General features: G+C 64.3%; 24 protein-coding genes and 1 pseudogene. 10 read left to right on the top strand and 15 right to left on the bottom strand.

Features of this window, described 5'->3' with window-relative positions:
- The first annotated feature begins 19 nt into the window (after positions 1–19).
- Positions 20–727 carry an SDR family oxidoreductase gene (locus OIN59_RS08965; RefSeq protein ID WP_274109381.1) on the top strand — a complete coding sequence of 236 codons (708 nt, stop codon included), beginning with the start codon at positions 20–22 and terminating at the stop codon, positions 725–727.
- Here OIN59_RS08965 and OIN59_RS08960 read toward each other — a convergent pair.
- Entirely contained in the window at positions 706–1,170 is a 465-nt protein-coding gene (locus tag OIN59_RS08960; protein WP_274109380.1) for a hypothetical protein, read from the bottom strand. The genes OIN59_RS08965 and OIN59_RS08960 overlap by 22 nt on opposite strands.
- Before the next feature lie 381 nt (positions 1,171–1,551).
- Here OIN59_RS08960 and OIN59_RS08955 point away from each other — a divergent pair, with 381 nt between their 5' ends.
- The 4 genes and pseudogenes from OIN59_RS08955 to OIN59_RS08940 all read left to right on the top strand — a co-directional run bounded on the left by OIN59_RS08955 (position 1,552) and on the right by OIN59_RS08940 (position 3,841).
- Positions 1,552–1,767 carry a hypothetical protein gene (locus OIN59_RS08955; RefSeq protein ID WP_274109379.1) on the top strand — a complete coding sequence of 72 codons (216 nt, stop codon included), beginning with the start codon at positions 1,552–1,554 and terminating at the stop codon, positions 1,765–1,767.
- Between the two features lie 12 nt (positions 1,768–1,779).
- Positions 1,780–2,763: a DUF6976 family protein gene (locus tag OIN59_RS08950; protein WP_274109378.1), complete on the top strand. Its 984-nt coding sequence runs from the start codon at positions 1,780–1,782 to the stop codon at positions 2,761–2,763.
- 92 nt (positions 2,764–2,855) lie between these two features.
- Positions 2,856–2,978, top strand: a pseudogene (locus tag OIN59_RS08945) (short-chain dehydrogenase); the annotation flags it as partial.
- A 458-nt stretch (positions 2,979–3,436) separates the two neighbouring features.
- Positions 3,437–3,841: a GreA/GreB family elongation factor gene (locus OIN59_RS08940; RefSeq protein WP_274109377.1), complete on the top strand. Its 405-nt coding sequence runs from the start codon at positions 3,437–3,439 to the stop codon at positions 3,839–3,841.
- Positions 3,842–4,313: 472 nt separating this feature from the next.
- On the opposite strand, the gene OIN59_RS08935 is transcribed toward OIN59_RS08940, so the two are convergent.
- Positions 4,314–5,180 (bottom strand): LysR family transcriptional regulator, encoded by an 867-nt coding sequence (locus OIN59_RS08935; protein ID WP_274109376.1) that lies wholly within the window; start codon positions 5,178–5,180, stop codon positions 4,314–4,316.
- A gap of 109 nt (positions 5,181–5,289) precedes the next feature.
- On the opposite strand from OIN59_RS08935, the gene OIN59_RS08930 reads away from it, so the two are divergent.
- Positions 5,290–6,300: a zinc-dependent alcohol dehydrogenase family protein gene (locus tag OIN59_RS08930; protein WP_274109375.1), complete on the top strand. Its 1,011-nt coding sequence runs from the start codon at positions 5,290–5,292 to the stop codon at positions 6,298–6,300.
- Between the two features lie 47 nt (positions 6,301–6,347).
- A complete protein-coding gene (locus OIN59_RS08925) occupies positions 6,348–6,719 on the top strand; it encodes a nuclear transport factor 2 family protein (protein ID WP_274109373.1) in 372 nt (123 codons plus the stop codon).
- Between the two features lie 177 nt (positions 6,720–6,896).
- On the opposite strand, the gene OIN59_RS08920 is transcribed toward OIN59_RS08925, so the two are convergent.
- The 4 genes from OIN59_RS08920 to OIN59_RS08905 all read right to left on the bottom strand — a co-directional run bounded on the left by OIN59_RS08920 (position 6,897) and on the right by OIN59_RS08905 (position 10,526).
- Positions 6,897–7,433 carry a hypothetical protein gene (locus OIN59_RS08920; protein ID WP_274109371.1) on the bottom strand — a complete coding sequence of 179 codons (537 nt, stop codon included), beginning with the start codon at positions 7,431–7,433 and terminating at the stop codon, positions 6,897–6,899.
- Between the two features lie 170 nt (positions 7,434–7,603).
- Positions 7,604–8,380 carry a YkgJ family cysteine cluster protein gene (locus OIN59_RS08915; protein ID WP_274109369.1) on the bottom strand — a complete coding sequence of 259 codons (777 nt, stop codon included), beginning with the start codon at positions 8,378–8,380 and terminating at the stop codon, positions 7,604–7,606.
- Positions 8,377–9,843: a sensor histidine kinase gene (locus OIN59_RS08910; protein WP_407655074.1), complete on the bottom strand. Its 1,467-nt coding sequence runs from the start codon at positions 9,841–9,843 to the stop codon at positions 8,377–8,379. The genes OIN59_RS08915 and OIN59_RS08910 overlap by 4 nt, the downstream gene beginning before the upstream one ends.
- Positions 9,840–10,526, bottom strand: a complete 687-nt coding sequence (locus OIN59_RS08905; protein ID WP_274109365.1) for a response regulator transcription factor — start codon at positions 10,524–10,526, stop codon at positions 9,840–9,842. Before OIN59_RS08905 ends, OIN59_RS08910 begins: the two co-directional genes overlap by 4 nt.
- A 152-nt stretch (positions 10,527–10,678) precedes the next feature.
- On the opposite strand from OIN59_RS08905, the gene OIN59_RS08900 reads away from it, so the two are divergent.
- Together OIN59_RS08900 and OIN59_RS08895 are read left to right on the top strand one after the other, a co-directional pair.
- Positions 10,679–11,101 carry a tripartite tricarboxylate transporter TctB family protein gene (locus OIN59_RS08900; RefSeq protein ID WP_274109364.1) on the top strand — a complete coding sequence of 141 codons (423 nt, stop codon included), beginning with the start codon at positions 10,679–10,681 and terminating at the stop codon, positions 11,099–11,101.
- A 10-nt stretch (positions 11,102–11,111) separates the two neighbouring features.
- Complete coding sequence (locus tag OIN59_RS08895) at positions 11,112–12,626, top strand: tripartite tricarboxylate transporter permease (RefSeq protein ID WP_274109362.1); 1,515 nt, start codon at positions 11,112–11,114, stop codon at positions 12,624–12,626.
- Positions 12,627–12,670: 44 nt separating this feature from the next.
- On the opposite strand, the gene OIN59_RS08890 is transcribed toward OIN59_RS08895, so the two are convergent.
- The 3 genes from OIN59_RS08890 to OIN59_RS08880 form a co-directional block, all read right to left on the bottom strand.
- Positions 12,671–14,971: an ATP-dependent DNA helicase gene (locus OIN59_RS08890; RefSeq protein ID WP_274109360.1), complete on the bottom strand. Its 2,301-nt coding sequence runs from the start codon at positions 14,969–14,971 to the stop codon at positions 12,671–12,673.
- Positions 14,968–15,891 (bottom strand): hypothetical protein, encoded by a 924-nt coding sequence (locus OIN59_RS08885; RefSeq protein WP_274109358.1) that lies wholly within the window; start codon positions 15,889–15,891, stop codon positions 14,968–14,970. The genes OIN59_RS08890 and OIN59_RS08885 overlap by 4 nt, the downstream gene beginning before the upstream one ends.
- 229 nt (positions 15,892–16,120) lie before the next feature.
- Positions 16,121–17,719: a methyl-accepting chemotaxis protein gene (locus tag OIN59_RS08880; RefSeq protein ID WP_274109356.1), complete on the bottom strand. Its 1,599-nt coding sequence runs from the start codon at positions 17,717–17,719 to the stop codon at positions 16,121–16,123.
- Between the two features lie 471 nt (positions 17,720–18,190).
- Here OIN59_RS08880 and OIN59_RS08875 point away from each other — a divergent pair, with 471 nt between their 5' ends.
- The gene (locus OIN59_RS08875) at positions 18,191–19,009 is read left to right on the top strand and encodes an alpha/beta hydrolase (protein WP_274109354.1); all 819 of its coding nucleotides are present in this window, start codon (positions 18,191–18,193) and stop codon (positions 19,007–19,009) included.
- 108 nt (positions 19,010–19,117) lie between these two features.
- On the opposite strand, the gene OIN59_RS25340 is transcribed toward OIN59_RS08875, so the two are convergent.
- The 6 genes from OIN59_RS25340 to OIN59_RS08850 all read right to left on the bottom strand — a co-directional run bounded on the left by OIN59_RS25340 (position 19,118) and on the right by OIN59_RS08850 (position 25,448).
- Positions 19,118–19,540, bottom strand: a complete 423-nt coding sequence (locus OIN59_RS25340) for a DUF4279 domain-containing protein (RefSeq protein ID WP_407655073.1) — start codon at positions 19,538–19,540, stop codon at positions 19,118–19,120.
- Between the two features lie 202 nt (positions 19,541–19,742).
- On the bottom strand, positions 19,743–20,891 hold the full coding sequence (gene dgoD, locus OIN59_RS08870; RefSeq protein ID WP_274109352.1) for a galactonate dehydratase: 1,149 nt from the start codon (positions 20,889–20,891) through the stop codon (positions 19,743–19,745).
- Positions 20,892–20,949: 58 nt separating this feature from the next.
- Complete coding sequence (locus OIN59_RS08865; protein ID WP_116749616.1) at positions 20,950–21,609, bottom strand: 2-dehydro-3-deoxy-6-phosphogalactonate aldolase; 660 nt, start codon at positions 21,607–21,609, stop codon at positions 20,950–20,952.
- On the bottom strand, positions 21,606–22,655 hold the full coding sequence (locus tag OIN59_RS08860; protein ID WP_274109349.1) for a 2-dehydro-3-deoxygalactonokinase: 1,050 nt from the start codon (positions 22,653–22,655) through the stop codon (positions 21,606–21,608). The genes OIN59_RS08865 and OIN59_RS08860 overlap by 4 nt, the downstream gene beginning before the upstream one ends.
- Positions 22,656–22,666: 11 nt before the next feature.
- The gene (locus tag OIN59_RS08855; RefSeq protein ID WP_274109347.1) at positions 22,667–23,605 is read right to left on the bottom strand and encodes a dihydrodipicolinate synthase family protein; all 939 of its coding nucleotides are present in this window, start codon (positions 23,603–23,605) and stop codon (positions 22,667–22,669) included.
- A 109-nt stretch (positions 23,606–23,714) separates the two neighbouring features.
- The gene (locus OIN59_RS08850) at positions 23,715–25,448 is read right to left on the bottom strand and encodes an IlvD/Edd family dehydratase (RefSeq protein WP_274109345.1); all 1,734 of its coding nucleotides are present in this window, start codon (positions 25,446–25,448) and stop codon (positions 23,715–23,717) included.
- Positions 25,449–25,450 lie beyond the last annotated feature (2 nt).

Genomic DNA, 25,450 nt, shown 5'->3' with positions numbered 1-25,450 from the left:
CCACCTCCTGGAGATTCTCATGAAGATCGAAAACGCAGTTGTCCTCATCACCGGCGCCAATCGCGGCATCGGCCTGGCATTTGCCCGTGAACTGCTCGCACGCGGCGCGCGCAAGGTGTATGCCGGTGCCCGCGACCCTTCCACCATCGCTCCACAGCCGGGCGTGCAGGCCTTGCGTTTGGACGTCAACAACCCCGAGGACGTGGCGGCTGCCGCAGCGCTGGCGTCAGACGTGACCTTGGTGATCAACAACGCGGGCATCGCCCAGCCCGGCGGCTTTCTGGATGCCGATAGCGAAGAGGTCATGCGCCGCATTTTTGAAACCAATGTCTTCGGCGTGCTGCGCGTGAGCAAGGCCTTTGCCCCCATCCTGCAGGCCAACGGAGGCGGGGGGCTGCTCAACGTGTTGTCCGTGGCGTCGTGGGTGAATGGCGGCGAGCTGGCCGCGTACTCGGCCAGCAAGTCTGCCGCCTGGTCGCTCACTAACGCACTGCGCCACGAACTGGCCGCACAAAAGACGCAGGTGCTGGGGCTGCACATGGCGTATGTGGATACCGACCTGACGCGCGGCTTTGACGTGCCCAAGACCAGCCCTGTTCAGATCGTGCGGCGCGCGTTGGACGGCCTGGAAGCAGGTGCCGACGAGGTGCTGGCCGATGAACTCACGCAGCACGTCAAGCTCGCAATGACGGCCACGCGCCCCAGCTATCTGCCGCAGCAGGCCTGAGCGCGGGCAAGACGCCTTTCCCTGGGGCCGTGGTGCCCTGGGGTTACTCCAACGGTGCCCTGGCCTGCGCGAAACCGTTGTGGCCGAAACCAGATCTGGAACCTGACATACGGCGCGTAGCCAAAAGCCAGCACGCACCACGCCAGGAAAAACACGTTGGCCCGGTACGGCCCCGCCCGCTCTGCCTGCTCCGCCAGCGTGTAAATCTGTCCGGCACAGCCCTTGCCTGCGTTGGGTACCTGGCCCCGCACCAGTGCGCCCAACAGGGCAAACCACAGATAGCCGGCCGCAGCGCCCATCACCAAAAACCCCACCGGCCCCACCATGCCTTGGGTGGGCTCGCCTTTGTTGTCCCGATGCCCTTGGTTGAGCAGCTTTTGCCCATGTCGGTAAAAGAAGAAGCCGACCCAAAGCATGAGTGCGTAGTGCAGGAACGTGAGCATATCGGGCGGTGGTGTAAGCCGCTGCCCATGGCATCTGGGCGATAGATGTGGCGCGATAGCGTGGGGGATTGAGCGCCCCGAGACGTCGCTCGGGTTGGCCGAATCCATGGCGCTCTCTCCTTTGCGATGTGTATGGGGGACTGCGTCGCAAGCCGTTCAAGGAAAGAGAGCTCCGCAGCAAGGACGCAGTGAAATCAAAAAAATCAATTTATTTGTGTTTTTGGTTGCGAATTTGCTGATTTTATCGTTTAATTCATTTTGTGAGCTTTGTGTGCAAACTTAACAAAGAAAAGTGGGCCTCGGTGGGTCGACAGGCTGCTCGATGGCCGCTGGCGCAAGGTTGGTACAGGCTCTCAATACAACCCTAGAACGGAGTCACATATGGCAGTCCCCCCTCTTAATCATCCTTGCTGGCAACGTATTGCTGGTGGGAGTCTGGCGCGCTTGAAAACGCAGCATCTCGGAACACAATTGATGGCCAAGCGCATTGAGCGCAGCACCGATCCCGTTTCTGCCAAAGCGGTTGAGTTGCACGCCTATTTCTCCAAATGGGAGCGTGCGTTGCCGAACGAAATTCAACAACTTGCAAGTCTTTGATCGGAGAAAAATATGAATGAATTGATTACAGTTGCAAAAGCTGCCGAAATGATTCGCGCGGGCTCGGTGTTGAGTCTGGCTGGCCCAGAGAGCGCGCTTGACCAGTTGCCCGCTGGCAACTGGATTGGTGGAACCATCCCTTACTTCATGGTGGATGCGGGTGGCACGGTCGTGACAGAAGGGCAGGTTTTTGCGACGGATTTGACCCACCTGGGCCAAGTGCAAATTGCCAGCTACGGCGCAGCCGAGTTGGGTGGCATTGTGGGCAATGCCCCTGAAAACGGCTTCTCGCTCACCATCATTCCGGCTTTCAGCCAGGCGCATCAGCGGTTTGCTGCAGAGGCATCCAACAACCCAGACGCATTTTTGAAGCCCACAGTGGGCTGGATTTCCGGCATCCATTTGTCAGATGCAGGCAGCGCCAGCCCCAAGGTGTATGACGGCCGCACCGCTACCAAGCACCAGGATGCCGCCGTTGTGGCGTATGTCAGCCTGCCCGCTGACAAATTGGCCAGCATCGAAATCGTCAACCTGTTTGAACCTGGGGATGGGGACGTGTTGCACTTCGCCGAGACGTCGTTCCATGTCAAGGAGTGCATCGTTAACGGCCAGACCGTCAACTTTGCGCAATACCTGCGCAGCAAGGGGCTCGATGACGGCAAGTTGCCATTGGTGGGTGACTTTGCCGGGGCCCATGTGAATGTTTCGCTGCAAAACATTGATGACGCCACTGGCGTGGTCAATCTTTACGCGCCGGTATTTGCGGGGGTTGACTACCGCTTTGCCAAGCCTGTGGGCGACTACGCAGCCGCGTTTCGCAATCGCTTGGCCGATGTGGATTCCAAAGGGTTGCTGACAGGCTGCAATTGCATTCTCAACTTCCTGTACGGCGAGCTGGAAGGCAAAGCCATTGGCGGCGTCCAAGGCCCTGCGACCTTTGGCGAAATTGCTTATCAGCTGCTGAACCAGACGATGGTGACGATCCGTATCGACTGAGGTTGGCGCGTCTGCATCGTCCAGCCCGGCGGCTTTCTGGATGCCGACAGCGAAGAGGTAATGCGCCGCATTTTGAAACCAATGTCTTCGGCGTGCGGCGCGCGCTGGACGGCTTGGATGCAGGTGCGGACGAGGTGCTGGCCGATGAACTCACGCAGCACGTCAAGCTCGCGATGACGGCCACGCCCCCCAGCTATCTGCCGCAGGCTGCCTAACAGCCTGTTTGCGATCTCGCAGGGGTGGCACTGGCGCCGCGACGTGTGGCGGCGCAACCAGTCCGCTCATGCCGTGCACTTGTGGCGCAAGGCGGTTGGTGGGAGAGCCCGGCCTGTGGCCGTGACAAAGAGCAAATGCTCAGTCACCGGGTATCTGGCAAGAACCCTGGGGCTATTGCCCACAAACCCGCCCGCGTTGCCTACACTCGGGCCCATGACGACCCTTCTGGTTTGCCCTTGTGCCGCTCTGGCTGCGCTGCCCCATGCAGCGGCCTGTGCGCGAGCGGTGGCCAAGAAGAACGCACGTCGTCAGCTGACGCCAGCACATTCCTGAGCCCGGCGGCACCCCCTCTCCCAACCCCTTGTAGCGCAACCATCCACCGCCGGGCACCAGCCAAGCGCGGTAGCGGCCGTCTTGTCCCTGCGGGGCGACAGCCGCATTTGATGGAGTGCTTTGTATGCATGCAGTTGTTACCCCTGGCGAGCGCACGCTCACGGACCTGGACTATTCGCGCCTGACCAAACTGGCGGGAAACCGGCTTGCGCCCTTGCTGGGCGATCTGCTGGCCAACGCAGACATCATCAGCCCGCGCACCGTGCGGGCTGATGTGGTCACCATGAATTCGCGCGTGGAGCTGGTGGACCAGCACACCCACAGGCGCCAGGTGCTGACCCTGTGCTACCCGCAGGACGCCGAGCCGGCAGCGGGTTTCATTTCAGTGTTGTCGCCAGTGGGCATCAGCCTGCTGGGCCTGAGGGCTGGAGATGTGGCCAAGTGGCAAACGCCCCATGGCGAAGAGTGCGCAGCCACCATTGAGAACATTCAGTTCCAGCCTGAGGCCACCGGCGACTACCTCACGTAGCCGCCACTGCCCGTCGGCCCGCTACGGGCCACCACATTCGTGTCCAAGCGGTACCGCGCCTGGACTGCACCGCGGCAGATGTCGCCCGCGATGCGACAGATGCCGACCTGGTGGTGTGGGGCTCGGCACCGGTGCGTGGGCTGCGGGCCTGGTTCGGTGCCCATCCCGCCATCCAACTGCTGCGCACCTGTCAGCGCCCCGTGATGGTGGTGCGCAACGCTGTTGGCCAGCCCTGCCAGAGCCTGATTTTCTTCTTCGAGTGGCCGGGGCGACCCTGCGCGGCAAATGCTGGTAGTGCCGCATGGTTTTCAATCCGCATCCTGTGGCCGCGTTGATCCGCATTGGCAGCATCGCGGCGGGCATTCGTGGTCTGCGGACGGTGCTGGCCAAAAAGACGCACCCTTGTCGCGGGTTCATTGAGCGCGTATTTGCCGCTGGGTGTTGATCTGAGAGCGTCAATACCTCCAGTGGACTAGGTGCCTTCATCGTTGTAGCTGGGGTTGAGCCTGTGCATGAGCACATCAACCAGCGCACGCAGCCGTGGCAGCCTGCGCAAGTCCCGGTGATACCCCAGCCAAACATCGCGCCCCGGCGGCGCCTCGGCGCCTTCCAGCCTTTGCAGGCCAGGGTGTGAATCACCCAACGGGCAGGGCAATACGGCCAGGCCCGCACCCGATGCACAGGCCACCGCCTGCACGTGCCGGTTGTTGCTGCGAAACGCGATGCGCCCTGAAGGAAAGGCTGCGCGCAACCACGTGGCGTCAGGCATCTCGCTAAAGCCCAGGTCCATCGTGATGAGGCGAACGTCAGCCCCGTTTGGGGGCACCTGTGTGCCGCGCTGGACGTACAGCGCGTACGGCACATGCATCAGTCGCCGCTGTATGACGTCGGGTTCGTCAAAAGGAACAATGCGCGCCACCAAGTCCGCCTCACGGCGTGCCAGGCTGAACAGGCGCGCATCGGTCAGTAGCTCGATGGTGACCCGTGGGTGGTCGTTGGTAAACGCCGCACAGAGGGGCGCCAACACGTGCAGACCAAACCAGTCGGAGGTCGATACCCGCAGGCCGCCTTCCAGCTGCTGATCGGCGCCGTCCAACTGCCTGGTGAACGACAGTGCCTGCGACTCCATACCCTCGGCATGGCTCAAGACAGCGGCCCCCTCGTCGGTCAACACGAAACCCTCGGAGGTTCGCTGAAACAAGGTGTGGCCCAGAGAACGCTCCAACGCCTTCAGCCTGCGGCCCATCGTGGGCTGGCTTTGTTTGAGCGCGCGGCCTGCCGCACCCAGCGTGCCGTGCCGGGCAATGGCCAAGAACACCTGCACATCATCCCAATTCATCGGCTGGATCATACAAAAGTGAATGAACAGGTTTCAATTTTGTGGCTTTTCATGCAAAAGAGAACGGTGAACACTGGCGGCACTGTTCATTACCAAGAAGGTACACACCATGTCAATCTCTCCCGCCCCCACCATGCAGGCCCTGGTACTCGCATCACCGCATGGCCCGCTGACCCCCACATGGCTGCCCCGGCCACAGCCCGATGCGGGTCAGGTGCTGGTGCGTATCCATGCCAGCGGCGTGAACCCGCTGGATACCAAGATTCGTGCAGGCGCGGCCGAGCACGCCCAGCAACCGCTCCCTGCCATTTTGGGCATGGACCTGGCTGGAGTGGTGGTGGAGGTCGGGCATGGCGTTTCACGCTTCAAAGTGGGTGACGAGGTGTATGGCTTTACCGGTGGCATTGGCGGTTTGCAAGGCAGCCTGGCGCAATATGCCGCCGTGGACGCCCGACTGATCGCCCGCAAGCCAGCCCGTTTGACGATGCGCGAGGCAGCCGCCTTGCCACTGGTCTTCATCACCGCCTGGGAGGGACTGGTGGACCGCGCCAATGTCCGCAGTGGCCAGCAGGTGCTGGTGCATGGCGGCGCCGGGGGCGTGGGCCACGTGGCCGTGCAGCTGGCCCGCGCCCGTGGTGCTGAGGTGTTTGCCACGGGTACGGCGGCGCAGGCCGGTTACATCCGGTCTCTCGGTGCCACGCCAATTGACTATGAAACGACCTCGGTAGAGGCGTATGTCAACGCGTTCACGGAGGGTGAAGGCTTCGATGTTGTGTACGACACGGTGGGGGGCTCGGTGCTGGACGCATCCTTCCTGGCCGCCCGTCGCTACTCTGGCCACGTGGTGACGTCTCTCGGCTGGGGCACCCACAAGCTGGCACCGCTCTCGTTCCGGGGCGCCACCTTCTCGGGGGTGTTCACGCTGCTTCCCATCCTCACAGGGCAATTTCGCGAACACCATGGCGAGATCATGGAACAGGCCACCATCCTGGCGCAATCCGGGCAGTTGATGCCGTTGCTTGACCCCGCCACTTTCACGCTCGACACGGCCGAAGAGGCGCACGCCCTGGTAGCCGACGGCCGCGCCCGTGGCAAGGTGGTGGTGAGCGTGGTGGCATGAGCAAACCGCCTGCAGAATGCCCCAGCTCGCCAGCTGGTATGGGCAGCATGCAAAACATCGGTGGTGGCGCGATGGGCCCCACCCATGAACACCTTCGCCTGGTGGCCGATGCACTGATAGCCGCCACCAATGCCCTGGACGTGGAGCGTGCGCTGAGCCTGTTCGCGCAGGGTGCAGTGATCGATGATCCATCCACTGGCCACCGCTTTGATGGCCATGCCGGAATACGCCGTTACATCGAACAGTATTTCGTCGGCTACCAGACGGTGACCCGGTTTCTGTCGATAAAGCGTCTAGGCACCCACCGTGCGAGGGTGCGGGTTGATTTCACGGGGGATTTTGGTCACGAGATCGGACGCCTTGAGATCGCCATGGACGCAATGGGCTTGATCGCTCGCCTGGATGCTGATCTCGAATGACCTGAACGACCTGAACGACGTTCTTGGCCGCGCGACGACCGCTCAGGGTTTGCTTGCGAGGCCAGGCTGTGGGAGGCGGCTCTGACACACGTCGATGCGAAATTTCATCGAAAACAGCCTGAAGTGCCAGTGAATAGTGCGGTACTAGCTATCGAAAAGAGAGCATTTTGACGCTGCTCAACGCGGCAAGCACCCCGCAAACCCCCTGGGCCCCGCCGCCGAAACGTCCGCCAGCGTCACCACCTCCACCCGGTCGTTCTGCCCCGGTATTTTGGTCAGCCGCTGGCCGTTTTGCCAGTGCCACTGTTTGCCGTCAAAGCTGTAGATAAAGGTGTGCGTGCGGTTGGACAACAGGTGCGCGGGCGTGAGGGTGATGGCCTGGGCAGCGGCTTCGGTGGGTGCGTGGGCCTGGGCCTCGTTGTCCTTGATGACGAGCTTGCCCACGTAGGGCGTCACGGTGGATTCGGTGCGGGTGACTTCGGGTTGGACCAGGGCGGGGCTGTAGCCGGTCAGGGTCCAGTCGCCCGCAGCGCCGGGGAGCACATGGGGTTGCCGCGCGGCCAGGAACTGGGTGCAGACGGCGGTGATGGCATCGAAGCTCGCTGTTGCGGGGCCGGTGGCTTCGGGCTTGCTGCAGCCCGCCAGGCCTGCGACCAAGGCTGCGGCAGCAGCCCAGTGGAGAGGGGCGTGGGGGTGGTGGTGTGGCTGGGTCATCAGGCAAGGCGCGGTGATTCGTCAAAAGGATTCGGCGGCGGGGTGCGTGACCGGGGCAGGGGGGATCAGCTGGCTGTTGTGCGCTGCTCGCCATGTTGATACCCCGTTGGCTGCCGCTGCACGGTCAGGTTGCATTGTGGGCAGTCGGTTGCTGCCTGGCTTGATGGAGGTCAAGGCGTGCGGACTTTGAGGGCGGCGTCGCCGTGGTACCAGCGCAGCAGGGCGCTGGGTTGATCGACCTGCGTGTTGTCCAGGGCTGCCAGCACGGCGGCGTTGAGTTCGTGGGCGCCGGCGGGCAGGGGCTGGTCGCGGTAGGCCAGTGCGGTGCCGGCCATCAGGGCTTCAGCGTCTACCAGCAGGCGCAGGTTTTGCGGGATGGTGGGCGACTGCTCCGCGCAGTGTGTGGCCGACAGTGAGTGCGCCTTGCGGCAGGCGGCTGGGCGCACGCTGTAGATGGCGCAGCGGTCGCTGGCGAGAAAGCTGCAGGGCTGGCGTGTAGGGCTGGGTGCGGCTGCGATTGCGGTAGCCACATGCTGCTGCAGGCGCTGTAGTGCGTTGGCTTGGTCCGCAGCGGGCAGCGTGCGCAGGTGCTGGGCGATGCGCAGCACCTCGGGTTCGGTCGCTTCCACGCGCAGGTAGCAGCAGTGGGCGCAGCCTGCCTGGCACGCGGGCTGAGGGCCGGTGGCACGGGCTTGTTCTGCCACGGTGTCCAGGCCCTGGTGCAGTTGCGCGACGAAGTGCACGGCGGCCTGGGCGGCGGCCTCGGTGGCCTTGGCAGCGGTGATGGCGCCGGTGTCATTGGCTGCCACGCCCTGCTTGGCGTTGGCCTGTGCTGCCCGCAGGGCCCGCACGGCAGCGCTGCGCACGCGGGCGATGGACTGCAGGAAGGCGGCTTGCTCAGCCTCGGTCAGCGCTGTGGAGTGTGGGGGCGAGAGCGGATGGGTCATTGGGGTGTTTGAACCGTGCTGGAGGGCGCGGGCGCGGTGGGGGCCACCGGCAGCCACACGCTGGCCGCCAAGCCAGAGCCGTCGGTTGCATCGGTGGCTGCTGCCAGCTCCAGTCGTCCGTCCATCAGCTGTACATACCGCGCCACGATCGCCAGGCCCAGCCCCGCGCCTTGGCCCAGGCGCTGGCCCTGGTCGCCCTGGGCCCAGCGCTGCTGCAGCTGCTGCGCCAGCCCGGCGTCTACACCGGGGCCGTTGTCGGTCACGCGCAGCACCGCAAAGCCTGGTTGAGTGTGCAGCGCCACCGTGATGCGGGGCGGGTGGCCGCGCCCGTAGCGCAGCGCGTTGTCCAGCAGGTTGTTCAAGATGCCTTCCACCAGCGCAGTGTTGCCCCGCACCACCACGGCCTGGTCCAGGCCCTCGGCGCCCAGGTCCACCCCCAGGGCATCGGCACGTGGCAAAAAGCGCAGCAGCAAGTCCCGCACGAGGGTGTGCAGCGCCAGGGGCTGCAGGGTCAGCGCAATGCCGCCTTCGGCTGCGCGGGCCAGGGCCAGCAGTTGGTCCACGGTGCGGCTGGCGCGCTGTTCGGCCTGTGCGATGCCTTCGATTTCGCTACGCCATATGGCCGGGTCATTATGGGCCAGGGCGTGGGCGGCCTGTGCGCGGATGCCTGCCAGCGGGGTGCGCAGCTCATGCGCCACGTTGCCTGCAAATTCGCGTTGCGCATGCAGGCTTTGCTGTACACGCGCCAACAGTCCGTCCAGGGCCACCCCCAGGCGCTGTACGTCGCTGGTGCTGGCCTGTTGCGTCAGTGTGGGCGGCAGGGGCTGCAGGTCGGCTGCGTCGCGCTGGTCCACAGCATCTTGCAGCGCGGCCAGCGGGCGCAGGTCGCGCTCTATGCCGCGCAGCAGCCACGAGCCCAGCACCACCAGCAGCCACAGCTGGGCCAGGCCCGAGTACACCAGCAACCTGCGCAGCAGCTGCGTGCGCTCGGCGGTGGTCTGCGCCATGACGACGGTGAAAGACGGTGGCCCCACAATCTGTAAGGTGGCGCGTCGCAGTTCACGCCCGTCACGTGTCAGATGGGAGAAAGCGTGCATGCCGCCCGGGGCCACGGTGCCCGGCTGCAGGTCGGGGTCGCCCGCGATGAAGCTGCCGTCCGGTGCGTACACCGCAAACCACACGGTTTCGCTCTGGTCAAAACGCAGCAGGCCCACCTCGCGCGGCGTGAGGTCCAGCCGCAAAGGGGCGCCCGCCGGATCTGTTGGCTGGCCGCCGCGCACATGGGCGGCCACGGCGTGTGCGTCATCGAGCAGCGCGCGGTCAAATGCCTCGGCCACAAAGTGGTTGCCCACCCCCAGCACCACCGTGCTGCCCAGCCCCCAGATCAGCACCAGCGACAGCAACACGCGCCGACCTATGAGCTGGCGCAGGGCGGGCGGCAGTGGGCGGTTCATTCGCGTCATTCATCCTCAAGCACATAGCCCAGTCCGCGCAGCGTGCGTATGGCCGCGCCGCTGCCCGCTATCTTGCGCCGCAGGCGCGAGAACGAGGCCTCCAGTGCGTTTTCGCCCACCACCTCTCCGCCGTCCGAAAGGCGCAAAGACAAGTCGCCCTTGCTCAGCACGCGGCCGGGCGGGGTCATCAGCTCCCACAGCAGGTCGAACTCGCGCGCGGGCAACTCCAGCGGCTGCCCAGCCACATTGACGCGGCGCGCCTGGCGGTCCAGCACCAACTGGCCCACGGTGACGATGTCGGCGGTGCCGCTGGCGCGCCGCTGCAGGGCGCGCAGGCGGGCTTCCACCTCTTTCAGCTCGTAGGGCTTGCCCAGGTAGTCGTCAGCGCCAGCGTCCAGCCCGGCAATGCGCTCCTCGGTGCTGTCGCGGGCGCTCAGCACCAGCACGGGGGTGCGGTCGCCGCGCGCGCGGGCGCTGCGCAGGGCCGTGAGGCCACTGCCCAGGCCGCTGCGCGCGTGCACGGCATGGGGCAGGTTCAGGTCCAGCAGCACGGCGTCGAAGGACTGCACGGCCCACCAGTGCTGGGCCTCTTCCACGGTATGTGCCAGCTCGACGCGGTGGCCCGCGTTTTCGAGTCCCTGGGCCATGGTGCGGCTGAGCACGGGGTCGTCTTCCACCAGGAGGAGGCGCATGGAGGTTGGGGTTCTACGTGAAATTACGCATGGCCTAGATCAGCCTGCGATCAGGTTCGATAGGGATAGTCCGCTCGTCAGCATACCCCAGCCCTGCGCGCCGTTTGCACAGACGAATGGGGTCGTCCAGCCTTTCAGGAGACAACCTTTTCATGATCAACCGCAATCTACTCAGAGGCTTTGCCCTCATGGCTCTGGCGCTGGGCTTTGGCCTGCCGTCCATGGGCTATTCGCTGGGGACGCTCGGCCGCGCCGGGCCGGGCATGTTCCCGTTCATTGTCAGCTGCATGCTGTTTGCCATAGGGGTCATCACCGTGGTGCGCGCGCGCCTGGTGGCACCGGTGCCCATGGATTTTCAGGTGCGCAACATCGCCATCATCCTGGGCAGCCTGTGCGGTTTTGCCGCGCTGTCGCACTTTGTGAACATGATCGCGGGCATCGTGTTTTTGGTGTTCTGCTCGGGTTTTGCTGGCACGTCGTACTCGTGGAAGCGCAACCTCAAGATCGCTGCGGTGCTGGTTGGCATTGCGTTTGCATTCCAAAAGCTGCTGGGCGTGAGCCTGCCGCTGTACTGAGGTCGCCGCTATGGAAGTTTTGAACAACCTCGCGTTTGGCTTCAGCCACGCACTGACGCTGCAGAACCTGATGTTCTGCGCCTTGGGCTGCACCGTGGGCACCCTGGTGGGCTTGCTGCCGGGCCTGGGCCCGCTGGCCACCATCAGCCTGTTGCTGCCGCTGACCTACTCCATCGACACCACCGGCGCACTCATCATGCTGGCCGGCATCTACTATGGTGCGCAATACGGTGACAGCGTGAGCGCCATCACCATGAAGATCCCGCACGCCAGCAGCATCGTGGCGTGTATCGACGGGTATGCGATGACGCTCAAGGGCAAGACCGGGCTGGCGTTGTTTACCGCCGGGTTCTCTAGCTTCATTGGCGGCACGGTGGCCATCGTGGTGCTGGCGTTCCTGGCGCCCAGCCTGGGCGAGGTGGCCTTTTTGTTCGGCCCTGCCGACTACTGCGCGCTGATGCTGGTGGGTTTTGTGTGCGTGAGCTTTGTGACCACGGGCAGCCTGCTCAATGGCCTGGCCATGTGCATGGTGGGCGTGCTGCTGGGTTCCATTGGTACCGACGTGAACAGCGGTCTGGCCCGCTTCACCTGGGACGCACCGTTCCTGGCCGACGGTGTGGGCATCGTGAGCATTGCGCTGGGCTGCTTCGGCATTGCCGAGATCGCCAAGAACCTCGACTCGCGTGAAGAGCGCTCGCCCTTCAACGGCAAGATCAAACTCATGCCCACCTGGCCCGAGTTCAAGCGCATCATCCCCAGCGCGCTGCGTGGCAGCGTGGTGGGCTCCATCCTGGGCATTCTGCCCGGCGGCGGCCCCGTGATCGCCCAGTTTGCGGCCTATGCGCTGGACAAGAAGGTCAGCAAGTACCGCCACGAGATCGGCACCGGCTGCATCGAAGGCGTGGCCGGCCAGGCTGCAGCTGACGAAGCGGCTGCACGCACCAGCTTCATCCCGCTGATGAGCATTGGCATCCCCGAGAACGCCGTGATGGCGCTGATGATGGCCGCGTTCATCATCAAGGGCATCCAGCCCGGCCCCAACATGATCGCCGGTCACCCCGAACTCTTCTGGGGCCTGGTGGCCAGCATGTGGATCGGCAACTGCTTCCTGCTGGTGTTGAACGTGCCGCTGGTGCGCTACTGGCTGTCGGTGTTCAAGATTCCGTACAACGTGTTGTTCCCGGCGATTTTGTTCTTCTGCTGCATCGGCACCTACAGCATCAACAACAACCTGGACGATGTGTTCATCACCGTGGCGTTTGGTGCGCTGGGTTATCTGTTCATGCGGCTGGAGATGGACCCGTCACCGCTGATGCTGGGTTTCATCCTGGGCCCCATGCTGGAAGAGAACTTCCGCCGCTCTATGCTGCTGTCGCGCGGCAGCTTTGAAGTGTTCATCAACCGCCCCATCAGCGGTACGCTGATCAGCCTGATCGCTGCGTTCATCCTGTGGCAGACCTTTGTGTTCTTTCGCCAGCGGGGCAAGGCCAAGGAGCTGGTGGTGACAGAGCCCGTTGCGTCCTGACGATTGACTCTCTGTGTGCCGCTTTGGCGGCCTTTTTTTATAGGTTAATCCACTCTCCACCAAGGTGGCAGCAGCTTACGCACCTGGGCCTGCGCAAACCGGTCGTCCATCAGGTGCACCACGCCCTCGTCTCTGGGCGTGCGGATCACGCGGCCTGCGGCCTGCACCACCTTTTGCAGGCCCGGATAAAGGTAGGTGTAGTCATAACCTGCACCAAACAGCGCCTGCATGCGTTCGCGGATCTGTTCGTTGACGGGGTTGACCTGCGGCAGTCCCAGCGTGGCCAGAAAGGCGCCGATGAGCCGCTTGCCCGGCAGATCGATGCCCTCGGCAAACGCGCCGCCCAGCACGGCAAAGGCAATGCCTTGGCTGCTGTCCGTAAAGCGCGCCAAAAAATCGCGCTGCTCGCCCTCCAACATGCGGCGCGACTGGCACCAGTGCGGCACATCGGGGTGCTGCTGCGCGAACAGGGCTGCGGCCTGTTGCAGGTAGTCATAGCTGCTGAAAAACGCCAGGTAGTTGCCGGGCCGCGCACGGAACTGCTGCGCTATCAGTGTTGCGATGGGGGCCAGCGATGCCGCGCGGTGCGGGTAGCGCGTGGAGATGTGGTGCGCCACTTGCACCTGCAATTGGTGCGCGGCAAAGGGCGATTCCACATCCACCCACACATGGTCATCAGGCAAGCCCAGCAGGTCGGCGTAGTAGCGCGCGGGCTGCAGCGTGGCCGAGAACAAGGTGCTGGTGTGCGCAGCGGCCAGCCGGGGTTGCAGGAAGGGCGCGGGCACCACGTTGCGGATGCAGACCACGGAATCGCCGGGCTTGAAGGTGCGGCGGTGGGTGGCAGAAGCCTGGGTGATGTCCACCATCGAATGCGCATCCAGCAGGTCGGCCATGCGCTGCAGGTGCAGGGCGTCGAAGTAGAACGTTTGCAGCGCGCCGTCTGGCTCGGTGGGATGGTCTGTGAAGTGCTCGGTGAGCGTTGTGGTGCACTGCTGCAGCGCGGCCAGCAGCTTGTCGGGGAAGGCTTCGAGCACCGTGTACGGGGCCGGGTGCGCCTTGTCCAGCGCCACCCAGGTGCGGCGTACCTTGTCCAGTGCCTTTTTCACCGGCGCGTGCTGCGCAGCGGTGGGGCTGCTGCGGGCCTGGGCGAGGGTGGCGGGGTGCAGCTCGGCGGTGAACATCTTGCGTCCGCGCTCCACCAGGTTGTGCGCCTCGTCCACCAGCAGCGCCGTGCGCCACTGGTTGGCCTGGGCCAAGCCGTGCAGCAGGCCGCCTTGGTCAAAGTAGTAGTTGTAGTCGCCCACCACCACGTCGGCCCAGCGGGCCAGCTCCTGGCTCAGGTAGTAGGGGCAGACCTCGTGCTGCAGGGCTACCTCACGCACGCGGGTTTGCAGCAGGGCAGGGGCGGGTTTGCCTTCGAGGGTGGAGGCGACAGCAGCGGCGCGCGCGGCGGGCAGCCGGTCGTAAAAGCCCCAGGCCAGCGGGCAGGACTCGCCGTGGCAGGCCTTGTCCGGGTGTTCACACGCCTTGTCGCGCGCCACCAGCTCCAGCACGCGCAGGGGGAGGGCCGGTGCGCTGTGCGACAGGCGCGCCAGTGCATCCAGCGCTGTCTGCCGCCCCGAGGTTTTGGCGGCCAGAAAGAACACCTTGTCGATGTGCTGTGCGGGCGCGGCCTTGAGCAGCGGGAACAGCGTGCCCATGGTCTTGCCAATGCCTGTGGGCGCCTGGGCCAGCAGGCAGCGCCCAGCCACCGCCGCCTTGTACACGGCCTCGGCCAGCGGGCGCTGGCCGGTGCGAAAGCCGCCAAATGGGAAGGCCAATGTTATCAATGCCGCATCTCGTTTAGCTCGGTGGGCCACCTGCTGTTCTGCCCAGGCGATAAAGCGCTGGCATTGCGCTTCAAAGTGCTGGCGCAGGTCGTCGGCGCTGCAGCGTTCGGTGAACACAGTCTCTTGCTGCGTGCCCACGTCCAGGTACACCAGCGCCACGTCGATGTGCGCCAACTGCTCTTGCTCGCACAGCAGCCAGCCATACACCTTGGCCTGTGCCCAGTGCAGGTGGCGGTGTGATGCGGGCTGCCGGTCCAGCCGACCCTTGAAGGTCTTGACCTCGTCGATGCGTTGCTGCGTGGGGTCATAGCCATCGGCCCGGCCCCGCACCTGCAAGCTCTGGTAGCTGCCGCTCAGCGCCACTTCGGCCCGGTAGCCCGTGCCCCGGCGCGATGCGGCCACTGCATGGCCTGCGATGCCTTCCAGTGCGGTGGGTGCGGGCGTGAAGCGCAGGTCCAGGTCGCCCTGCTTGGCGGTGAAATCGCACAGCTCGCGCACCGCCACGGTGTAGGTCATGGCGTGTCGGTGTGGGGTGTGCTGGGGGCCGTGCTCTGCGCCATGTCGGGTGCAGCGGGTGCGGGCGCTTCGCCCAGATGCGCCTGGGCCCGTTCCTCCTCGCTGCGCAGCGGCGTGGCCTTGCACAGGGCCATCCACACCGCAAAGGGCAGGGTGCAGCGGTTGTGCCGCGCGGGGCGCAGCAGCTCAAAGCGCCCGTCGTCCACGCTGCCGTGCAGCACCCAGATGCCGAAGTGTTCAGGGATCTCGTCGGGCTCGGCAATGCCCGCCGGGAACACGTAGTAGCACTCCTCGCACAGCCACTGGTAGGCCTGCCGCTTGGCGTCGTGCCGCAGGTCCGACAGCAAGTCAGCCCGGCTCGCCTTGACCTCGTGCACCATGGGCTGCAGGTAGGCGGGTACCGAGGTGTTGCGCACCGAGAAAAGGTCGGGCCGAGCCATGCGCCACACGTTGGCGGCAGTGCGGGCAGCGGGGGCGTGGTCGTCGTCGGCCCACAGCGGCGCCATGGCAGGCGCAGCGTTGGCGGGCGCATCGGGTGCGGCAGCAGGCGGCGCAACAGCCCCCACTGGCACGCTGTCGATCACCGCACGCAGCGACAGCTCGGCCCACACAATGCGGCCCGCTGCCAGCAACTGCGCCGCAAACTTCTGGCCCAGCCGGTCGTGCAAGCTCAGCGCGCGCACGCCGCGCTGGCGGGCCTGGGCCAGCGTGCGGATGCCTTCGTCGGTGAGGCGCAAGGTCTCGCAACCATCGGGCGCAATGTGCAGACTGATGAGGCCTGCAGCCAGCAGGTCAATCTCCAGCCCATCCTTGCACGGCCAGCCCGCCGAGCGCCAGATCTGCATCAGGCGGGTGCGGTGAAAGCGGGTGATGGGGATGGTGGGTGGGGAGTCCGAAGTGGAGGAGGGCAGCACCGTCATGACGGGGTGGGTGGGCTGGCGTGACACTGATTTTAATCACAGTGTCTGGCGGGTGCTGCTTTTTGGATAGGAGGATAAGGGGTCGTAGAGAAATTTTGGATCAAATTGGCCTCTACCGCCCAATAGTTATGCGCTGATAGCTATTGAAATATGAGCGTTTTCGCAGTGACATTGAGAGGGAAAAGAAATGGGTCCTCCGGGGCTTCAATGAGGATACCCATCGCAGTACCTACTGGAGTCGTGGAGCAGAAAACGATAGCCCGGACGCGCGTGCCGACGTTCCGTGTCCGCCTGACAGTTTGAAGAACGCTACGGCACCGACAAGTTCTGCGGCCTGATTGTTCAAGCTGCCTGCTGCGGCTGCCATCTCTTCAACCAGCGCGGCATTCTGCTGAGTGACCTGGTCCATCTGCGTCACCGCTTCACCCACCTGGGCCACCCCCTGGCTCTGCTCTTCACTGGCGGCGCTGATCTCACCCATGAGGTCCGTCACTCGCTTGATGGAGCTAACCACCTCTGTCATCGTCGTACCCGCCTGGTCCACCAGCGTCGTTCCCTGGCTCACTCGCGAAACGCTGTCATCAATCAACGTCTTGATCTCTTTGGCCGCTTCTGCACTGCGCTGCGCCAGGTTACGCACCTCGGTGGCCACCACGGCAAACCCACGTCCCTGCTCGCCTGCCCGTGCTGCCTCGACGGCTGCGTTCAGCGCCAGGATGTTCGTCTGGAAGGCTATGCCATCGATCACACTGATGATGTCTGCAATCCTCTTGCTGCTGTCGTTGATGCCCTTCATGGTCTCAACGACCTGGCTGACTACTTCTCCTCCATGCACGGCCACTGTCGAGGCGCTCATGGCCAACTGGTTGGCTTGGCGTGCGTTGTCCGCGTTCTGCCGTACGGTGGAGTTGAGCTCTTCCATAGAGGCCGCCGTCTCTTCCAATGCGCTGGCTTGTTGCTCTGTGCGCGCACTCAGATCGTTGTTGCCTTGGGCAATCTCGGAGGATGCCGTGGACACGTTTTCAGAGTTTTGCCGCACCATGCTCACGGTGTTGACCAGACTTTGCTGCATGCGGTCCAACGCAGCCATGAGCTGGCCAGTTTCGTCCGTGCTGGTGATATCGATGGTCGTACTCAGGTCGCCGTCAGCGACATGCTCTGCCAGTTGAACGGCTTGTGCCAGAGGGCGCGTGATAGAGCGCACCAGCCAGAGCGCAGCAACAACTGCCAAGGCGATAGCAATAGTCGAAATCGCAAGCAGAACCGCTCGTGCGTTGGAGTAAGTAGACGCAGCCATGGCGCGGGAAGCGTCCGAGCCATCACTGTTGATCTTGACCAGTTGATCGAGAGTCTCCATGGATGCCTCGAAGAACTTCTTGGAGTCGCCTTCCAACAAAGCACGGGCTTGGTCGTTTTCATTCTTGCGTGAGAGGGCAAGAACTCGATCATCCACTTCGAGGACGGAATTTCTCTGTTTTGAGAAGAGTTCGTAGGTTTTGCGTTCCTGATCGCTGCTGATCAGTTTTTCATAGTCAGTGCGCATCTTGGCCAGTTTTGCGCGATGTGCTGTCACCTGTTTGTCGATGGCCTCCATGACCGCCGGGTCCGTGTTCTGGACATGACTCATGATCGTCACGCGCAATTTGAGAACTTGGGCGTCCATTTCGTTGACAGCACGCACACTCGGAAGCCAGTTGTCGGCAATTTCATCCGTCGCAGCGTTGAGGGCGGAAAGCTGCAGCGCAGCAGCCCCTGCAAGCCCTAACAGCAGAAACACGAGTAAGGCAAAGGCCCCGTAGAGGCGGGTCGAGATTTTCAGATTCTTCATGTCGGCATCTTTCGTGAGGAGCGCGTTTCGACGGTATCTCTTGAACCGATCAAGCCAGGCCAGTCAAGGTTGGTTCTTGCTGGGGCACCTTCAATTTTGCGGCTTTCACCGGGTTGATGTGATATTGACTTGATGATTTGATCAAATGTATCACATTGATCATATTTTGCAAGGGCTTTGATGATGTCTTTTGCATCACTACGGCATCCAGACAAATGCGTGTAGCTCTTGCTGCCCCGGGATGTGTTGTAGGGGGCGACGCCAAGGCCTGTCGCACACGACAGCATGAAGTGAAAGAATTAACTTGGCCTTAAGGATCTTGTGGGTTGCCTACGCTGCCGCTGGCAGCTAGTGCAATGCCCCGTCCGGGGGACTAAGCAAGGGCTCCAGATCACAGCCGTGCTTGGCCCGCAAGATGGCTGAGCTGCGTCAATAGGCCCTGCCACAATGGTGGCGCAGGAGGAAACACACATGAACACAGGATTCCAGCACACGCGACGCTGCGCGCTCGTTTCCGCGGTGGCCGCAGTCTTGTCCGCATGCGGTGGCGGAGACTCCGGCGAGAGTCCTGCGCCTGCGGGGGGAGGCCAGGTGATCAACTCTACGATCAAGTCGGCGTCCAATGGCAACACCTACCCAATTCAGGTTTTCTTGCCAGAGTCATACGCTACGAGTACCGCGACTCTGCCAGTCATCTACGCGACCGAAGGTGATGCTCAGTACGGAGGCCCCAATCGCTCGCGATTCGACACCTTCAAGGAGGTGATGCAGCGACGCGGTACCCAGGCCGTGCTGGTCGGCATTGGTGGTACCGCATGGCGGGGCACAGACTTCCTCATGCCGGGCGCAGTCAAGTACCTCGACTTTCTTGTGAAAGAACTGGCGCCAGCCATTGAACGCCAGTACCGCGCAGACCCCAAACGAAGGGCGTTGTCGGGCTTGTCCCATGGCGGTTATTTTGTGCTGGCGGCGCTGATACTGGAGGCGCGTGCAGATGTACCGCCCAGCTTTTCATACTATCTATCGACAGAGTGCAGCGTGGGTGAGCACACCAGCCCTGCCGGAGTCTTGGCGTTTGAGAAGCAGATCGACGGCAAGACCTTGCCTGTGACCTTGTTCCTCGCGGGTGCGAGTGGTGGCAACCACCCACTGATAGGCATCCCTCTATTCGACCAAATTGCCTCGCAGAACCTACCGGGCCTGGTGACGCTCAAGGCCGAGTACAACACCTCGCACGTGGGGGCAGATGTGCCTGCATTTGAAGATGCGTTGAAGCGGTTCTTTTCTTGAACGTCTGGGTGCGATGCAATGGTCAAAGTCTGTGATCGGCTAGGAGCAGTCGTTGGTAGGAAATAGAAGCAGAAATTCAACGCTGATCGCTTCCGGAGGGCTAACAGGCTAGATTTCATGTTCGTGGTCATCCACGTAGTAAAAGTCTAGATCCAGCGCTAACCCCAGTTGAGCAGCTTTACGGACCTGCTCGCGGTCGAAGTGCATCCCATGCCCGCTTGGCGGAAAGTAGCCTACGCACTGCAAAGTAAGGTCATGCTCAACCCATAGTTGTCGGAGATCCGATGCTTTCGGCCGCAGCCAATGTAAAAGGGCGCCGATGTGCTCCGCGAGAGGACTGGTGTCGTCAAGGCCGCTACCCATACGCCAGCTCATTGACTTTCGTGGCCTTCCATTGCGCGGATTGGTGTCCCCAACATTCCATGCTTCTGAAGGTCTCAGACCGAGCAACGCTGTCACGTCCTCATGCGTGCCTGGCCCCGTGACATGAAAGTAGGCGTACTCACGGGTTGTAAGTGGTGGGGATGTCATGAGCGATGTGTGCGCAGGTGGAAAAATCCGCAAAACCCGGCTAACTTCAAGTAGGCAAACTATAGCCAGGAACTGGCTGGGTTCGGGCTGCGAGCCACCCGGTTGTAAATCGATGATCGCTTTGCGGTACTCTGACCTACTGTCGCCTTGGGGCCAACAGCAGCCCAGTCCGCTGAATCGGTTAACAAGGCGCTCAACCCCCTCACCACTCCGCAAAACTCCCATCCCGGTGCCGCCACACCGGGTTCCTCCACCGGTGCCCCTCCTGCGCCCGCTCGCGCACATAGTCCTCGTTCACTTCAATCCCCAGCCCCGGCCCGGTGGGGATGGCGACCATGCCGTCCTGGTACGCAAACACCCGGGGGTTGGACACATAGTCCATCAGGTCATTGGCCTGGTTGTAGTGGATGCCCAGGCTTTGCTCCTGGATGAAGGCGTTGTAGCAAACGGCGTCCAGCTGCAGGTTGGCGGCCAGAGCAATGGGGCCCAGCGGGCAGTGCAGGGCCAGGGCCACGTCGTAGGCCTCGGCCATGCTGGCGATCTTGCGGGTTTCGGTGATGCCGCCTGCATGCGAGGGGTCGGGCTGGATGATGTCCGCATAGCCGCCTTGCAGCACGCGCTTGAAGTCCCAGCGCGAGTACAGGCGCTCGCCCAGGGCGATGGGGGTGGACGAGATGCGGGCGATCTCCTTCAGCGCCTCTTCGTGTTCGCTCAGTACCGGCTCTTCGATGAACATGAGCTTGTAGGGCTCCAGCTCCTTGACCAGCACCTTGGCCATGGGCCGGTGCACACGGCCGTGGAAGTCCACGCCGATACCCACATTGGGGCCCACAGCCTCGCGCACGGCGGCCACGTTCTGCAGGCAGCGCTCCACCTTGTCGTAGCTGTCCACGTACTGCATTTCTTCGGTGCCGTTCATCTTGACGGCCGTGAAACCGCGCGCCACGGCGGCCTGGGCGGCGGCGGCTGTCTCGCTGGGGCGGTCGCCGCCGATCCAGCTGTAGACCTTGATGTGGCTGCGTACATTGCCACCCAGCAGCTCGGAAACGGGCACGCCCAGCGCCTTGCCCTTGATGTCCCACAGCGCCTGGTCGATGCCGGCCAGCGCGCTCATGTGTACTCCGCCGCCCCGGTAGAAGCCGCCCCGGTACAGCACTGTCCAGTGGTCTTCGATGTGGCGCGGGTCTTTGCCGACGAGGTAGTCGGCTAGCTCATCGACCGCAGCGGCCACGGTGTGCGCGCGGCCCTCCAGCACGGGCTCACCCCAGCCGGTGATGCCTTCGTCGGTTTCTATTTTGAGGAAGCACCAGCGCGGCGGGACGATGAACGTGGTGAGTCGGGTGATCTTCATGGGGGATGGGCAGTCGGTTCAGAAGTGCTGGGTTGTCTGGAACGAGTAGGGGGGCGGTTCAGGCCGTGGCGGGCGCTGTGCCAAAGGATGCCTGCCAGGCACGCGCGAACGCTGCGGCTTTGTGCGCCACCTCGGGGGCTTGGTCACCGGGCCGGTACAGGGCCGAGCCCAGGCCAAAGCCGCTGGCGCCAGCGGCGGCATAGGGCGCAATGCTCTCGGGCACGATGCCGCCCACGGGCACCAGCGCCATGGGCGGCGTGATGACGGCGCGCCAGGCCTTGAGCACATGGGGCGGCAGCGCCTCGGCCGGGAACAGCTTGAGCATGTTGGCCCCGGCGGCCAGCGCGGCATAGGCCTCGGTCAGCGTGGCCACGCCGGGCGCGCAGGCCATGCCGGCGGCGCGTGCGGCGCGGATCACGTCGGGGTCGCTGTGGGGCATGACGATGATCTGCCCACCGGCTGCGGCCACATCGGCCACGGCATCGATGGAGAGCACCGTGCCTGCACCCACGAGGCAGTCGGCGGGCAGCGCATCGCGCAGTGCGCGGATGCTGGCCAGCGGCTCGGGCGAGTTGAGCGGCACTTCGATGATGCGAAACCCTGCGTCGTACAGCGCGTGGCCGATGGCCACCACCTCATGCGGCTGCACGCCGCGCAGGATGGCGATGAGCCCGCAGCGCTGCAGGATGTGGAACAGGGCTTTGTCGATGGGGTTCATGCAGCCAGACTCCCGGCGGTGAAGGGGTGTGAGGAGGAGGGTGCTGGCGCAACGACCAGCCCTGCCGCCAGCGCGATCTGCCACAGCCCGGTGGCCGTGGCCTGCGTGGCGATGGTGGGTGTGGCAAAGCCATGGGTCTGCAGCGCGACGACGTAGCGGCGGCACAGGTCGGGCTCGCCGCACAGCACCAGCGTTTGTGGTGTTGTTGGGGTTTGATCCTGTGCGCGGCTCAGGCTCGCCACCTCGTGCCCGATCAGCAGGCCGGAGAGGTAGTCCGCTTGCGCGGTAGGCGCCAGCGCGCCGGTCAGCCCCAGCGTGCGGGTGCTGAAGATGTGCGAGAGCAGTCCCAGCGCGGCATCGCTGCCCCGCGCCACCTCCAGCCCGCGCGCAAAGGCATCGTCGTCGGGTGCCGCTGCGGCCTGCATGGTCTTGCCCAGAATCGTGTGGTCGCGCAGTGCGGCAAACACCTCGCCGGTCATGAAGGTGTGGAACTGTTCGATGGCGCCCCGGCGTGCCAGCACCCATTTGCTGTGGGTGCCGGGCAGGCCGATGAGCACGGGCGCATCCGCAGGCAGCGCAAGGCCCGCCAGCACGCCCAGCACCTGGGTTTCTTCGCCGCGCATCACGTTGGGCAGCGCGCCCTGCTGCAACAGGCCCGGCACGATGTGCAGCGGCGGGCCGTCGCGCCGCTCCACCAGCGTCAGGCCCCGCGCCAGTGCATCGAGCGAGGTGGGCGTGTGCAGGTACTTGGCCTCGCGCCAGCCTTGGGCGCTGCCCACCATGCCGCAGGCCAGCAGGGGCAGGCCGGGTGCGGCGGTCAGCCAGTCGCCGCAGGTGTCTTGCAGTGCGCTTTCAAACGCGGCGCCAGGCTCGCTGTCTGCTGCGCTCGCGGTGGCGGGGGGCAGGTTCATGATGCCCCAGGGGCGGTGCCGTGTCTCCAGCACCTCGCCATGCGCGCCCATGCGGAAGACTCGCAATGCGCTGGTGCCCCAGTCCAGGGCGATAAGGCCCGCTTCGGCGGGCACCAGAAAACGTGCGGGCACCATGCGTGTCCTGCTTAACGCGCCCAGCGCAGAACGAGCGGGTCCAGCCGCCGTGCGACGTCGATCAGGCCGCGCCGCACTTCGGGGTGCATGGCCGGGAAGGGGTGGCGACCCGCCTCGCAGGTGATCACACCGCCTTCCTTCATCAGCGCCTTGGCCGTGAGGATGCCGCCCTGGCGGTTCTCGTGGTTGATGAGCGGCAACCAGCGCTGGTACAGCGCAAAGGCCAGGTCGGCATCGCCCTGGCGGTGCGCCTCGATGATGGGGCGGATGCCATCGGGGAAGGCGCCGCCCGTCATCGCGCCTGTCGCACCGGCATCCAGGTCGGCCAGCAGGGTGATGGCTTCTTCGCCGTCCCACGGGCCTTCGATGGCGTCGCCGCCCAGGCGGATCAGCTCGCGTAGCTTGCTGGCGGCGCCGGGCACTTCGATCTTGAAGTAGGCCAGGTTCTCGATCTCTTGCGCCATGCGGGCCAGGAAGGGGGCCGACAGCACGGTGCCGCTGGCGGGCGCGTCCTGCACCATGATCGGGATGCCGATCGCATCGGACACGCGGGCATAGAACTCGTAAATCTGCGCCTCGGGCACGCGGAAAGTAGCGCCGTGGTAGGGCGGCATGATCATCACCATGGCGGCGCCCATGTCCTGCGCGGCGCGGCTGCGCTCGGCGCACACGCGGGTGCCGTAGTGGGTGGTGGTGACGATGACCGGTACACGGCCTGCCACATGCTCCAGCGATGTGCGGGTGATGACTTCGCGCTCGGCGTCGGACAGCGAGAACTGCTCGGAGAAGTTGGCCAGGATGCAGACGCCGTCCACACCGGCATCGATCATGAAGTCAAGGCAGCGCTTCTGGCTGTCGAGGTCGAGCGTGCCGTCTTCGTGGAAGGTGGTGGGCACCACGGGGAAGATGCCTCGGTAGCGAGGGTTCTGGAGGGAATGGGTGGCTGGCATGGCGGAGGAAAGGTGGAAATTGGAGTGGAATACGGCTCTGGCGCTTGTCTATCAAGCGCTAATAGCTATGAAATATGTAGCATTCCAACGAGCTGGTTAGCCGCCGACATCAGTGAGAGTGGCGAGGGACGGCGGCGCCACGGCAGCCGACGAGGAAGTCAAAGTCGCAGCCATCGTCGGCCTGCAGTACATGGTCCACATACAGGCGCTGGTAACCGCCGCGCCCGCCGTTGTCGGTGCCCGCCAATGCGGCCAGGCGCGCGGCCAGTTCCTCGTCGCTGATATCGAGGTGCAGGCGGCCCTGCTCGCAGTCGAGCTCGATGTAGTCGCCGTCGCGCACGGCGGCCAGCGGGCCGCCCGCGGCGGCCTCGGGTGCCACGTGCAGCACCACCGTGCCGTAGGCCGTGCCGCTCATGCGCGCGTCCGAAATGCGCACCATGTCCTTCACGCCCTGGCGCAGCAGCTTGGGCGGCAGGCCCATGTTGCCCACCTCGGCCATGCCGGGGTAGCCCTTGGGGCCGCAGTTCTTCATCACCATCACGCAGCTGGCGTCGATGTCCAGGTCCTCGTCGACGATGCGTTCCTTGTAGTGCTCCAGGTTCTCGAACACCACGGCGCGGCCCCGGTGCTTGAGCAGCTCGGGCGAGGCGGCCGAGGGCTTGAGTACCGCGCCGCGCGGCGACAGGTTGCCGCGCAGGATGCAGATGCCGCCATCGGCGATCAGTGGCTTGTCGATCGGGCGTATCACCTCGTCGTTGTACTGCGGCGCCTCGCGCACGTTGTCCCACAGGCTCTTGCCGTTGACGGTGAGGGCGTCGGGGTGCGGCAGCAGCCCGTTCTCCCCCAGGCGGCGCAGCACGGCGGGCAGGCCACCGGCGTAGTAGAACTCTTCCATCAGGAAGCGGCCCGAGGGCTGCAGGTCCACCAGGGTGGGCGTGCCGCGGCCGATGCGTGTCCAGTCCTCCAGGTCCAGCTGCACGCCGATGCGGCCGGCAATCGCCTTCAGGTGGATCACCGCGTTGGTCGAGCCGCCGATGGCGGCGTTGGTGCGGATGGCGTTCTCGAAGGCCTCGCGCGTGAGGATCTTGGAGAGCGTGAGCCCCTCGTGCGCCATCTCCACGATGCGCCGCCCCGACATGTGGGCCAGCACATAGCGGCGCGAGTCCACGGCCGGGATGGCTGCGTTGTGCGGCAGCGAGGTGCCCAGCGACTCGGCCATGCAGGCCATGGTGCTGGCCGTGCCCATGGTGTTGCAGGTGCCGGCCGAGCGCGACATGCCCGCTTCCGCCGCGAAGAACTGGTGCTCGTTGATCTCGCCCGCCTTCAGCGATTCGTGCAGCCGCCACACGGCCGTGCCCGAGCCGATGTCCTTGCCGTCGAGCTTGCCGTTGAGCATGGGCCCGCCCGTGACCACGATGGCCGGCACGTCGCAGCTGGCCGCGCCCATCAGCAGAGCCGGGGTGGTCTTGTCGCAGCCGACGAGCAGCACCACCGCGTCGATGGGGTTGCCGCGGATGGCTTCCTCCACGTCCATGCTGGCCAGGTTGCGCGTGAGCATGGCCGTGGGGCGCAGGTTGGATTCGCCGTTGGAGAACACCGGGAACTCGACCGGAAAGCCCCCGGCTTCGTAGATGCCGCGCTTGACGTGCTCGGCGATCTTGCGGAAGTGGGCGTTGCACGGGGTCAGCTCGGACCAGGTGTTGCAGATGCCGATCACCGGGCGGCCGTCAAAGACATGGTCGGGAAGGCCCTGGTTCTTCATCCAGCTGCGGTACATGAAGCCGTTCTTGTCGGCCGTGCCGAACCATTCGGCGGAGCGGAGTTTGCGCTTGGGGGTGGTCATGG

It is taken from the genome of Acidovorax benzenivorans (genome assembly GCF_028680575.1).
Classification (GTDB): Bacteria; Pseudomonadota; Gammaproteobacteria; order Burkholderiales; family Burkholderiaceae_C; genus Acidovorax; species Acidovorax benzenivorans.
Note: the sequence above shows the minus strand (reverse complement) of the source record. Positions and strands in the feature narration are given on the sequence as shown.

What these genes read in the sequence shown, in the direction of transcription:
- OIN59_RS08915 (WP_274109369.1), bottom strand. Translation starts at nt 8,380, where the DNA reads ATGACCCATCCGCTCTCGCCCCCACACTCCACAGCGCTGACCGAGGCT.
- OIN59_RS08920 (WP_274109371.1), bottom strand. Translation starts at nt 7,433, where the DNA reads ATGACCCAGCCACACCACCACCCCCACGCCCCTCTCCACTGGGCTGCT.
- OIN59_RS08925 (WP_274109373.1), top strand. Translation starts at nt 6,348, where the DNA reads ATGCAAAACATCGGTGGTGGCGCGATGGGCCCCACCCATGAACACCTT.
- OIN59_RS08860 (WP_274109349.1), bottom strand. Translation starts at nt 22,655, where the DNA reads ATGGTGCCCGCACGTTTTCTGGTGCCCGCCGAAGCGGGCCTTATCGCC.
- OIN59_RS08950 (WP_274109378.1), top strand. Translation starts at nt 1,780, where the DNA reads ATGAATGAATTGATTACAGTTGCAAAAGCTGCCGAAATGATTCGCGCG.
- OIN59_RS08910 (WP_407655074.1), bottom strand. Translation starts at nt 9,843, where the DNA reads ATGACGCGAATGAACCGCCCACTGCCGCCCGCCCTGCGCCAGCTCATA.
- OIN59_RS08865 (WP_116749616.1), bottom strand. Translation starts at nt 21,609, where the DNA reads ATGAACCCCATCGACAAAGCCCTGTTCCACATCCTGCAGCGCTGCGGG.
- OIN59_RS08965 (WP_274109381.1), top strand. Translation starts at nt 20, where the DNA reads ATGAAGATCGAAAACGCAGTTGTCCTCATCACCGGCGCCAATCGCGGC.
- OIN59_RS08895 (WP_274109362.1), top strand. Translation starts at nt 11,112, where the DNA reads ATGGAAGTTTTGAACAACCTCGCGTTTGGCTTCAGCCACGCACTGACG.
- OIN59_RS08875 (WP_274109354.1), top strand. Translation starts at nt 18,191, where the DNA reads ATGAACACAGGATTCCAGCACACGCGACGCTGCGCGCTCGTTTCCGCG.
- OIN59_RS08935 (WP_274109376.1), bottom strand. Translation starts at nt 5,180, where the DNA reads ATGAATTGGGATGATGTGCAGGTGTTCTTGGCCATTGCCCGGCACGGC.
- OIN59_RS08850 (WP_274109345.1), bottom strand. Translation starts at nt 25,448, where the DNA reads ATGACCACCCCCAAGCGCAAACTCCGCTCCGCCGAATGGTTCGGCACG.
- dgoD (WP_274109352.1), bottom strand. Translation starts at nt 20,891, where the DNA reads ATGAAGATCACCCGACTCACCACGTTCATCGTCCCGCCGCGCTGGTGC.
- OIN59_RS08955 (WP_274109379.1), top strand. Translation starts at nt 1,552, where the DNA reads ATGGCAGTCCCCCCTCTTAATCATCCTTGCTGGCAACGTATTGCTGGT.
- OIN59_RS08960 (WP_274109380.1), bottom strand. Translation starts at nt 1,170, where the DNA reads ATGCTCACGTTCCTGCACTACGCACTCATGCTTTGGGTCGGCTTCTTC.
- OIN59_RS08885 (WP_274109358.1), bottom strand. Translation starts at nt 15,891, where the DNA reads ATGACGGTGCTGCCCTCCTCCACTTCGGACTCCCCACCCACCATCCCC.
- OIN59_RS08940 (WP_274109377.1), top strand. Translation starts at nt 3,437, where the DNA reads ATGCATGCAGTTGTTACCCCTGGCGAGCGCACGCTCACGGACCTGGAC.
- OIN59_RS25340 (WP_407655073.1), bottom strand. Translation starts at nt 19,540, where the DNA reads ATGACATCCCCACCACTTACAACCCGTGAGTACGCCTACTTTCATGTC.
- OIN59_RS08880 (WP_274109356.1), bottom strand. Translation starts at nt 17,719, where the DNA reads ATGAAGAATCTGAAAATCTCGACCCGCCTCTACGGGGCCTTTGCCTTA.
- OIN59_RS08855 (WP_274109347.1), bottom strand. Translation starts at nt 23,605, where the DNA reads ATGCCAGCCACCCATTCCCTCCAGAACCCTCGCTACCGAGGCATCTTC.
- OIN59_RS08900 (WP_274109364.1), top strand. Translation starts at nt 10,679, where the DNA reads ATGATCAACCGCAATCTACTCAGAGGCTTTGCCCTCATGGCTCTGGCG.
- OIN59_RS08930 (WP_274109375.1), top strand. Translation starts at nt 5,290, where the DNA reads ATGTCAATCTCTCCCGCCCCCACCATGCAGGCCCTGGTACTCGCATCA.
- OIN59_RS08905 (WP_274109365.1), bottom strand. Translation starts at nt 10,526, where the DNA reads ATGCGCCTCCTCCTGGTGGAAGACGACCCCGTGCTCAGCCGCACCATG.
- OIN59_RS08890 (WP_274109360.1), bottom strand. Translation starts at nt 14,971, where the DNA reads ATGACCTACACCGTGGCGGTGCGCGAGCTGTGCGATTTCACCGCCAAG.